This is a genomic window from Roseitalea sp. (assembly GCF_984466335.1).
Genome location: NZ_CFIFWG010000119.1, coordinates 1 through 9,832, shown reverse-complemented (window position 1 = coordinate 9,832; position 9,832 = coordinate 1). Strand labels below are relative to the sequence as shown.

At 65.1% G+C, this 9,832-nt stretch carries 10 protein-coding genes; all 10 read right to left on the bottom strand.

What is annotated here, in order from left to right; all coding sequences use genetic code 11:
- A partial coding sequence (locus tag AC5E6L_RS11160) for a ribonuclease J (protein ID WP_491773310.1) occupies window positions 1–881 on the bottom strand: 881 nt, incomplete at its 3' end.
- Window positions 882–932: 51 nt separating this feature from the next.
- Complete coding sequence (locus AC5E6L_RS11155; protein ID WP_491228600.1) at window positions 933–1,709, bottom strand: biotin--[acetyl-CoA-carboxylase] ligase; 777 nt, start codon at window positions 1,707–1,709, stop codon at window positions 933–935.
- A 3-nt stretch (window positions 1,710–1,712) separates the two neighbouring features.
- Window positions 1,713–3,158 carry an NADH-quinone oxidoreductase subunit NuoN gene (gene nuoN / locus AC5E6L_RS11150; RefSeq protein WP_491773308.1) on the bottom strand — a complete coding sequence of 482 codons (1,446 nt, stop codon included), beginning with the start codon at window positions 3,156–3,158 and terminating at the stop codon, window positions 1,713–1,715.
- A 14-nt stretch (window positions 3,159–3,172) separates the two neighbouring features.
- Window positions 3,173–4,693, bottom strand: a complete 1,521-nt coding sequence (locus tag AC5E6L_RS11145; RefSeq protein ID WP_491773306.1) for an NADH-quinone oxidoreductase subunit M — start codon at window positions 4,691–4,693, stop codon at window positions 3,173–3,175.
- Entirely contained in the window at window positions 4,693–6,702 is a 2,010-nt protein-coding gene (gene nuoL, locus AC5E6L_RS11140; RefSeq protein WP_491773304.1) for an NADH-quinone oxidoreductase subunit L, read from the bottom strand. The genes AC5E6L_RS11145 and nuoL overlap by 1 nt, the downstream gene beginning before the upstream one ends.
- A gap of 8 nt (window positions 6,703–6,710) precedes the next feature.
- Entirely contained in the window at window positions 6,711–7,019 is a 309-nt protein-coding gene (nuoK, locus tag AC5E6L_RS11135) for an NADH-quinone oxidoreductase subunit NuoK (RefSeq protein ID WP_491228604.1), read from the bottom strand.
- 301 nt (window positions 7,020–7,320) lie between these two features.
- Window positions 7,321–7,944, bottom strand: coding sequence for an NADH-quinone oxidoreductase subunit J (locus AC5E6L_RS11130; protein ID WP_491228609.1), 624 nt, complete (start codon window positions 7,942–7,944; stop codon window positions 7,321–7,323).
- Window positions 7,945–8,055: 111 nt separating this feature from the next.
- Window positions 8,056–8,547, bottom strand: a complete 492-nt coding sequence (gene nuoI / locus AC5E6L_RS11125) for an NADH-quinone oxidoreductase subunit NuoI (RefSeq protein ID WP_491773302.1) — start codon at window positions 8,545–8,547, stop codon at window positions 8,056–8,058.
- 31 nt (window positions 8,548–8,578) lie between these two features.
- Window positions 8,579–9,613, bottom strand: coding sequence for an NADH-quinone oxidoreductase subunit NuoH (gene nuoH, locus AC5E6L_RS11120; RefSeq protein ID WP_491773300.1), 1,035 nt, complete (start codon window positions 9,611–9,613; stop codon window positions 8,579–8,581).
- Window positions 9,614–9,634: 21 nt separating this feature from the next.
- The coding region (locus tag AC5E6L_RS11115; protein WP_491773298.1) for a hypothetical protein at window positions 9,635–9,832 on the bottom strand (198 nt) is incomplete at its 5' end.

Below are 9,832 nucleotides of genomic sequence, written 5' to 3'. Positions count from 1 at the left end.
TCGCGCGGCACAGAGGCGAACTCGTGCTCGGACAGGAACGGGTCGAGCCCGTCCATATAGCCAAGATCGGTCGCCACATCGACGACGCGCTTGATCGAGCGGCCCATCAGAAGCACGCGGCGCCCGGCCGCCTGCGCCGCCAACGCGATCGACCTGATGCGCCCGACATTGGAGGAGAAGGTGGTGATGGCGACGCGGCCGGTCGCCTTTTCGATCACCCCGGCAAGGCCCTCGGAGACCTGCCGCTCGGAGGGCGACTCCCCGTCCCGCATGGCATTGGTGGAATCGCAGATCAGCGCCAGCACGCCCTCCTCGCCCAGTTGGCGGAACCGGTCCTCGTCCGTCAAAGGGCCGAGCGCCGGGTCGACATCGTGCTTCCAGTCGCCGGTGTGCAGGACCAGCCCCGCCGGCGTGCGGATCGCGAGCGACACCGGCTCGGGGATCGAATGGGTCACCGCGATCGCCTCGATGTCGAACGGGCCGACCGAAAAGCGCGAGCCGCCATCATAGATGGCGAACGGTATCGCGGGCGCCCCGGCCTCGCCCCGCGCCTTGGCTTCCAGCATGCCGGCGCAGAACGGGGTCATGTGAACGGGCATGGACCCATCCGGCGAAAGGCGGCCATAGAGCGACAGGAGCGCGCCGTAGTGATCCTCATGGGCGTGGGTGATGACGATGCCGACAAGGTTCTCCCGCTCGGCCTCGACAAAACGGATGTCGGGCAGGACCAGATCCACGCCCGGCAGGTCGGGGCCGGGAAAGGTCACGCCGCAATCGACCATCAGCCATCGCCGCCCGCCCTTGGGCCCGAAGCCGTAAAGGGCGAGATTCATGCCGATCTCGCCAACGCCGCCCAGCGGCACGAAAACCAGTTCACTCATGGGCGTCCTCTGCCGTCTTGCGGCACGGGCCGGCATTGGCGGCCGGCGCTGTCAATGGAAGAACACATCGCCTGCGGCAAAGCGTTTAGAAGTGTCGTCGGCCAGGCGCAAGACGAGCCGCCCGCCGGGATCGATATCGGAGAAGATGCCGGTGTGGACGGTCTTTTCGAGCCGGACCGTCAGGGGGCCGCCGATGCCGGAGGCATGGTCCAGCCAGCGGGCGCGGACGGCGCCGATATCGGTGCCCCGCGCCCAAAGCGCAAGGGTTTCGGCGAACGCGCCGGCCAGCCGGTGAAACAGCGAGGCAAATCCCGCCCGCGCGTTGAACCGGCGCAGATGCGTCGCCGGATAGGGCGTGTCCGGCGGGTGGGCGACGATGTTGACGCCGCATCCGGCGATCACGGCCGGCCGGCCGTCGGGCAACGCCAGCCGCTCCAGCAGAATGCCGCAGCACTTGGCGCCATCGACGAGAACGTCGTTGGGCCATTTGAGCGTCACCGCAGGCCCGTCCTCTCCCAGTTCGCCGGCAATGGCGTCGCGGGCGGCGAGCCCGGCCACCAGCGGCAGGGTGCCCATGCGGTCGGCGGGCGCGGGATCGACCAGCAGCAACGAGCCGAAGAAATTGCCCGGCGGCGAGGCCCATGGGCGGCCGCGGCGGCCGCGGCCGGCGGTCTGCTGGCCGGCGGTGAGCCACAGGCGCCCCTGGCCGGCCGCCCCGCGCCCGGCCAGGGCGGCAAGGTCGGCGCTGGTCGATCCGGTGGACGGCAGATGGGCGGCGCGCCACCCGGGCAAGCCGGGGATCGGCTGGAAGAGGTCGGCCTCGACCATGCGTCAGAAAAACGTCCGCGCGGCGACTTCCGCATAGGCCGCGATCGGCCCGCCGAAGACGATATAGCCAAGCACGAACACGCCGCTCGCGCCCATGACCAGGCGCAACTCGCCGGCCGGCGCGACGAAACGGGCCCGCGCCTCGTCGAACCACATGATCTTCACGATGCGCAGATAATAATAGGCGCCGACGACCGATGCCAGCACGCCGATGATGGCGAGCGGCCAGAGCCCCGCCTCGACCGCGGCGAGAAAGACGTACCATTTGGCGAAGAAGCCGGCGAGCCACGGAATGCCGGCCAGCGAGAACATCAAGGCGGTCAGGATCAAGGCCATGAGCGGGCTGCTGGCGGCGTAGCCGGCCAGATCGGTGATCTGCTCGACATTGCCTTCGTCCTTGCGGCGCATGGCCAGGATGAAGGCGAAGGCGCCCAGCGTCATGGCCAGGTAGATCGCCATATAGAGTATGACGCCCTGGACACCCGCCGCCGTGCCCGCGGCGAGGCCGACCAGCGCGTAGCCCATATGGCCGATGGACGAATAGGCCATCAGACGCTTGATGTTGCGCTGGCCGATGGCGGCGAACGCGCCCAGCACCATCGAGGCGATCGAAATGAAGACGATGATCTGCTGCCAGTCGTCGGTGACCGGCTGGAACGCCTCCATGACGACGCGGACCAGCAGGGCCATGGCGGCCATCTTGGGCGCGGCGGCGAGAAAGGCCGTCACCGGCGTCGGCGCGCCCTCATAGACGTCGGGCGTCCACATGTGGAACGGGACGGCCGAAATCTTGAAGGCGAGCCCGACCAGCAGGAAGACCAAGCCGAACAGAAGGCCGAGCGAGCGCTCCCCGCCGCCGACAGCGGCGGCGATCGCGCCATAGTCGATATGGCCGGTGAAGCCGTAGATCAGCGAGATGCCGTACAGCATCATGCCCGAAGACAACGCACCGAGGATGAAATATTTCAGGCCCGCCTCGGTCGAGCGGATCGAATCGCGGTTGATGGCGGCGATCACGTAGAGCGCCAGCGACTGGAGTTCGAGCGCCATGTAGAGCGCCAGAAGGTTGTCGGCCGACACCATCAGCATCATGCCGAGCGTTGCGAGCGCGATCAGGATCGGGAACTCGAACCGGTCGAACTTCTCCTCGCGCGCAAAGCCGACCGACATGACGAGCGCCACGATGGAGCCGGTCAGCACGAGCATCTTCATGAAGACGGTGAAGGCATCGTGCACGAAGGCGCCGCCGAAGGCCGCGCCCGTGGGCGCAAAGAAGACCATCCAGCCGAGCGCGGCAACGAGCAGCGCGACCGTCAGCGAGGTGACGATGGCGTTGGCGCTTTCCTTGCGCACGAAGACGCCGACCATCAAAAGCGCCATGGCGCCGACGGCGATCATCAGCTCGGGCGCGGCGATGACGAGGCTTTGTGCGAGTTCCTGTGCGGTCATCGTATCGGGTCCGTTCAGTTCATCTGCGCGGCGATGCCGCCGGCCGCCTCGGCCGCATCGAGCGCGGCCCGGTAATCGACCAGAAGCGCCTCCACCGACGGGCCGATCACATCGAGGACCGGCGCCGGATAGACGCCGAAGAAGATGGTCAGGACCACCAGCGGGTAGAGCAGCACCTTCTCGCGCGCGGACAGATCAAGCAGGGATTTGAGCGTTTCCTTTTCGAGCGCGCCGAAGATCACGCGGCGGTAGAGCCACAGCGCATAGCCGGCCGACAGGATGACGCCGGTCGCCGCGAACAGCGCGAACCAGGTGTTGACCCGGAACATGCCCATCAGCGTCAGGAACTCGCCGACGAAACCAGACGTGCCCGGCAGGCCGACATTGGCCATGGTGAAGACCATGAAGACGACGGCGTAGGCGGGCATGTTGTGCACGAGCCCGCCATAGGCGGCGATCCGGCGCGTGTGCAGCCGGTCGTAGACGATGCCGACGCACAGGAACAGGGCGCCCGAGACGAGGCCATGGCTGAGCATCTGGAAGATCGCGCCCTCGACGCCCTGCACGTTCGCCGCGAAGATGCCCATCGTCACGAAGCCCATATGGGCGACCGACGAATAGGCGATCAGCTTCTTCATGTCGTCCTGCATCATCGCGACCAGCGAGGTGTAGACGATGGCGATCACCGACAAAAGGAAGACGAGCCAGGCCAGATCGGCGGACGCCAGCGGGAACATGGCCAGCGAGAAGCGGATGAAGCCGTAGCCGCCCAGCTTGAGGAGAATGCCGGCCAGGATCACCGAGCCGGCCGTCGGCGCCTCCACATGCGCGTCCGGCAGCCATGTGTGGACCGGCCACATGGGCATCTTGACGGCGAAGGAGGCAAAAAAGGCCAGCCACAGCCAGAACTGCATCCGGGGCGGGAAATCATGGGCCAGAAGCTCGGGGATCGACGTGGTGCCCGCCTCCCAGAACATCGCCATGATCGCCAGCAGCATCAGCACCGAGCCCAGAAGCGTATAGAGGAAGAACTTGAAGGACGCATAGACGCGCCGCTTGCCGCCCCACACGCCGATGATGATGAACATCGGAATGAGCGCGCCCTCGAAGAAGACGTAAAAGAGCACGATGTCGAGCGCGCAGAAGACGCCGATCATCAGCGTTTCGAGGATCAAGAAGGCCAGCATATAGGCCTTTACCCGCTCCCTGATCGCCTCCCAGCTCGCCAGGATGCAGATCGGCATCAGGAAGGTGGTCAGGATGACGAACAGCATCGAGATGCCGTCGACGCCCATTCGGTAGGTCAGGCCGCCGCCGAGCCAGGCCGCCTCCTCGACGAACTGGAAGCCGGGATTGGAGGGATCGAACCCGGCCCAGATCAAAAGCGAGACGAGGAAGGTGAAGATGGTCGTCAAAAGCGCGACCATGCGGATGTTGCGCAGGCCCAGCTCCGTTTCATCGGAGATGAAGACGATGGTCAGGACACCCACCAGCGGCAGGAAGGTGACGAGCGACAGGAGCGGCATGCCGGACATCACAGCGTGCCTCCGAGCACCAGCCAGGTCATGAGCGCGGCGATGCCGATCATCATGGCGAAGGCGTAGTGGTAGAGATAGCCGGTCTGCCATCTGACGACGCGGCCGGTGACGTCCGTGACGCGCCTGGCCACGCCGTCGGGGCCGAAACCGTCGATCAGCCAGCCGTCCCCGCGCTTCCAAAGGAAGGTGCCCAGGCGCTTTGCCGGCTCGACGAAGATGAAGTCATAAAGCTCGTCGACGTACCATTTGTTGAGCAGGAACCGGTAGAGATCGGGATGCTGGCGGGCAAGCGCGGCCGGCGCCTCCGGCGCGCGGATATACATGTACCATGCCAGCGCCAGGCCGGTCAGCATGGCCACCGCCGGGCTCGCCTTCACCCAGAAATCCACCTTGTGGAACTCTTCGAGAATGCGGTTGTCGGGCCCCGCGAACAGGGCGGTGCGGAAGAAGTCGTTGTACCAGCCGGCGTGATGGCCGTGGCCGACGAAGGACGAATAGAAGACATAGCCCGAAAAAAGCGCGCCGACGGCGAGGATATAAAGCGGCACCAGCATGACCGGGGGCGATTCATGGACATGGTGCATCACATCGGCGGTGGCGCGCGGCTTGCCGTGAAAGGTCATGAAGATCAGCCGCCAGGAATAAAAGGAGGTCATGACCGCGGCGATCAGCAGCATGGCGAAGGCAAAGCCGGCCGCCGCGTTGCGGCCGACGAACGCGCTCTCGACGATGGCGTCCTTGGAGAAGAAGCCGGCCGTGCCGATATAAGTGCCGGGAATGCCGACGCCGGTCAGCGCGATCGTGCCGATGATCATCATCCAGTAGGTCATCGGGATGTGCTTTCTGAGCCCGCCCATCTTGCGCATGTCCTGCTCGTTGGAAACGGCATGGATGACCGAGCCCGCGCCCAGGAACAAGAGCGCCTTGAAGAAGGCGTGGGTGAACAGGTGATACATGGCCGCGCCATGGGCACCCACGCCCAGCGCGACGAACATGTAGCCCAGCTGCGAGCAGGTCGAATAGGCGATCACGCGCTTGATGTCGTTCTGGACGAGCCCCACGGTGGCCGCGAAGAAGGCGGTGATCGCGCCGACGATGGTGATGACGGTCAACGCATCGGGCGAAAACTCGAAGATCGGCGACAGGCGCGCGATCATGAAGACGCCCGCGGTGACCATGGTCGCGGCGTGGATCAGCGCGGAGACCGGCGTCGGCCCCTCCATCGCGTCGGGCAGCCAGGTGTGCAGCAGGAACTGGGCCGACTTGCCCATCGCGCCCAGGAACAGGAGCAGGCAGACGACGGTCAGCGCCTCGCCGGCGGTCAGGTCCATCCACAGGAAGGTGAGCAGAACTTCCTGCGCGGCCTGCGGGGCTTCGCCGTCGACCGGCGCGAAGGCGGCCGCATTGGCGAAGATCGTGTCGAAATTGACCGATCCGAACAGCACGAACACGCCGAATATGCCCAGAATGAAGCCGAAATCGCCGACACGGTTGACGATGAAGGCCTTCATGGCGGCGTTGTTGGCCGAGGCCTTCTTGTACCAGAAGCCGATCAGCAGATAGGAGGCGAGACCGACGCCCTCCCAGCCGAAGAACATCTGCACCAGATTGTCGGCCGTCACCAGCATCAGCATGGCGAAGGTGAACAGCGACAGATAGGCGAAAAAGCGCGGCCGGTGCGGGTCGTGGTGCATGTAGCCGATCGAATAGATGTGCACCAGCGAGGAGACGGTCGTGACGACCACCAGCATGACGGCGGTCAGCGTGTCGATGCGGAACGCCCAGTTCACGTCCAGATTGCCGGAGGCGATGAAGCGCAGCACCTGCACGGAGCGCGCATCGGCCTCCGAATAGCCGACCGTGATCAGCGCGATCCAGCTCAGGACCGCCGCGACGACGAGGAAGCCGGAGGTGATGTACTCGCAGGCCCTGGCCCCCAGCGCGCGGCCGCCGAAGCCGGCAATGAGCGCGCCCAGAAGGGGCAAAAAGACGATGGCGTGATACATGGGAGCGGTCAGCCCTTCATCATGGAGACGTCTTCAACGGCGATCGAGCCCCGATTGCGGAAGAAGACGACGAGAATGGCAAGCCCGATGGCGGCCTCGGCGGCGGCCACGGTCAGAACGAACAGCGCGAAGACCTGGCCGACCAGATCCTGCAGATGCGCCGAAAAGGCGATGAAGTTGATGTTCACCGACAACAGGATCAGTTCGATGCTCATCAGGATCACGATGACCGACTTCCGGTTGAGGAAGATGCCGAAGATGCCGATGACGAACATCAGCGCCGAGACGGTCACGAAGTGGGCGATGGTGATGGTCATGACAGGTTTCAGCCGATGTGGACAGTCGGGTTTCGGGCAAGGCGCGTATCGGATGGCACCGCCGACACGGCGGAAAGGCCGCCATGGCGTCGCCCGCCACAAGGGCCTTTCAACGCAGCCGGGGGCGAAATCCGCCGCGTCCCGAAGGGATATGGCCAAAGCTTGTCCCGGACCACGATCCGGGACCGGCCATCTCCGCGTTGCAAAACCTTGAAAGGGGACAACCCCTCGTGCGGCCTTGCGCCTGGACCTGGCCGGTCTTGCCTCATACCTTGCTCCAAACCCTACCTGTCCACACGGCCTACAGCCCCTTGCCGCTGTCGATGTCGACCAGTTCGATCGCCTCTTGCGGATCGCGGGCGACCTGGACGGCGATGTCCTGGCGCTTGACGTGCGGACGGGGGTCGCGCAGCGTCAGAACGATGGCGCCGATCATGGCGACCAGCAGCACCAGGCCGGCGATCTGGAAGAAGTAGACATAGTCGGTATAGAGCACGTCGCCGAGCGCGGCCGTGTTGTGGCGGACCTGCGGGTCCGGCATCGGCAGTTCGGCCACGCCGGGCGGCGCGATGGCGAGGGACTGGCCGACCACGACGATCAGAAGCTGGGCGGCGATGACGGTCCCGATCAGGACGCCGACGGGCGCGTAGCGGGCCAGGCCCTGGCGCCCCGAGGCGCGGTTGACCTCAAGCATCATGACCACGAACAGGAACAGGACGGCGACCGCGCCGACATAGACGGCCAAGAGGATCATGCCGAGAAACTCGGCGCCCGTCAGCACGAACAGGGCGGCTGCGTTGAAGAAGGTCAGGATCAGATAGAGGACCGAATGGACCGGATTGCGGGCGACGACGACCATGACGGAGCTCGCCACCGCGATGAACGCGAACATATAAAAGAATGCCGCTGCGAGGCCTGTCAACAGCATGCGTTTCCCCGATCCGTGATGTGCCGGCTGCGCTCTAGCAGGCCCGGCGCTGGTCGGCTAGGCGCATTCGGTCGAGCGCCCGGCCATATGTTGATTTTGGCCGGCCCGTCAGCGGTAGGGGGCGTCGAGCGCCATGTTGCGGGCGATCTCGCGTTCCCACCTGTCCCCGTTGGCCAGCAGTTTTTCCTTGTCGTAGTAAAGTTCCTCGCGGGTCTCGGTGGCGAACTCGAAGTTCGGCCCCTCGACGATCGCATCGACCGGGCACGCCTCCTGACAGAAGCCGCCATCGATGCATTTGACCATGTCGATGTCGTAGCGCACCGTGCGGCGCGTGCCGTCATTGCGGCGCGGGCCGGCCTCGATGGTGATGGCCTGGGCCGGGCAGATCGCCTCGCACAGCTTGCAGGCGATGCAGCGCTCCTCACCGTTCGGGTAGCGGCGCAGCGCGTGCTCGCCGCGAAAGCGCGGCGACAATTTGCCCTTCTCGTGCGGGTAGTTGATCGTCGCCTTGGGCGCCACGAAGCGGCGCATCGCCAGGAAGAAGGCGCTGACGAATTCGGCCAGAAGGAGCGATTTTGCGGCCTGCGCGAATGTGCTCATCGATTTGCTCTCCGGTTCCCTGTCGCGTTCCTCACGCCCAGCCCGTCAGCTTGAGGAAGGCGGCGGTCGCAACCACCATGAACAGGGATATGGGCAGAAAAACCTTCCAGCCAAGGCGCATGAGCTGGTCATAGCGATAGCGGGGCACGATCGCCTTGACGATCGAAAACGCAAAGAAGACCAGGCACAATTTGAACATGAACCAGAACACGCCCGGCAGCCAGGTGAAGGGCGCGAAATCGAACGGCGGCAGCCATCCGCCCATGAACAGGATCACGGTGAGCGCGCACATCAGAAGGATGGCGATATATTCGCCCAGCATGAACAGCATGTAGGGGGTCGAGGAATATTCGATCATGTGGCCGGCGACGAGTTCGGACTCGGCCTCGACAAGATCGAAGGGCGGCCGGTTCGTCTCGGCCAGCGCCGAGATGAAGAAGATCACGAACATCGGAAACAGGCCGAGCCAGTGCCAGTCCAGGAAGGTGTTGGGCAGGCCGAGCCAGGTGCCGATCCCGTCCTTCTGGGAGAGCACGATGTCGGTCAGGTTCAGCGAACCCACGAGCAGCAGCACGGTGACGATGACGAAGCCGATGGAGACCTCGTAGGAGACCATCTGCGCCGCCGATCGCAGCGCGCCCAGGAACGGATATTTCGAGTTGGACGCCCATCCGGCCATGATGACGCCGTAGACCTCAAGCGCCGAGACGGCGAAGACGAACAGGATGCCGACATTGACGTTGGCGACCGCCCAGCCCTGCTGAACCGGGATCACGGCCCATGCCACCAGCGCCAGGACGGCCGACACCAGCGGGGCGAGCAGGAAGATGCCCTTGTTGGCGCCCGAGGGGATGATCGGCTCCTTGATGACGAACTTCAAAAGGTCGGCGAACGATTGCAGCAGGCCGAACGGGCCGACCACGTTAGGACCCTTGCGGCTCTGCGCGGCGGCCCAGATCTTGCGGTCGGCGTAAAGGATGAACGCGGTGAAGACCAAAAGAACGACCAGCAGCGCCAGCGAGTGGGCAAGGATCAAAATGCCCGGCAGAACGTGGGTTTCAAACATGGGTCCGGTCCTGTCGTCCGCTCACTCGGCCGCTTCGCGCATCGTGCCGCGCGCAAGCTGGGAGCATTCGGCCATGACGGCCGATGCGCGCGCGACGGGGTTGGTCAGGTAAAAGTCCTCGACCGGCGATGTGAACGCCGACTTTCCGAGCCTGCCCGAGGTGGACGCCAGCGCCCTGACATCGGCCGGATCGCCGGCGGCGATCGCGCCGATCGCGGC

What these genes read in the sequence shown, in the direction of transcription:
- nuoK (WP_491228604.1), bottom strand. Translation starts at nt 7,019, where the DNA reads ATGACCATCACCATCGCCCACTTCGTGACCGTCTCGGCGCTGATGTTC.
- nuoL (WP_491773304.1), bottom strand. Translation starts at nt 6,702, where the DNA reads ATGTATCACGCCATCGTCTTTTTGCCCCTTCTGGGCGCGCTCATTGCC.
- nuoI (WP_491773302.1), bottom strand. Translation starts at nt 8,547, where the DNA reads ATGAGCACATTCGCGCAGGCCGCAAAATCGCTCCTTCTGGCCGAATTC.
- nuoH (WP_491773300.1), bottom strand. Translation starts at nt 9,613, where the DNA reads ATGTTTGAAACCCACGTTCTGCCGGGCATTTTGATCCTTGCCCACTCG.
- AC5E6L_RS11155 (WP_491228600.1), bottom strand. Translation starts at nt 1,709, where the DNA reads ATGGTCGAGGCCGACCTCTTCCAGCCGATCCCCGGCTTGCCCGGGTGG.
- AC5E6L_RS11145 (WP_491773306.1), bottom strand. Translation starts at nt 4,693, where the DNA reads ATGTCCGGCATGCCGCTCCTGTCGCTCGTCACCTTCCTGCCGCTGGTG.
- nuoN (WP_491773308.1), bottom strand. Translation starts at nt 3,158, where the DNA reads ATGACCGCACAGGAACTCGCACAAAGCCTCGTCATCGCCGCGCCCGAG.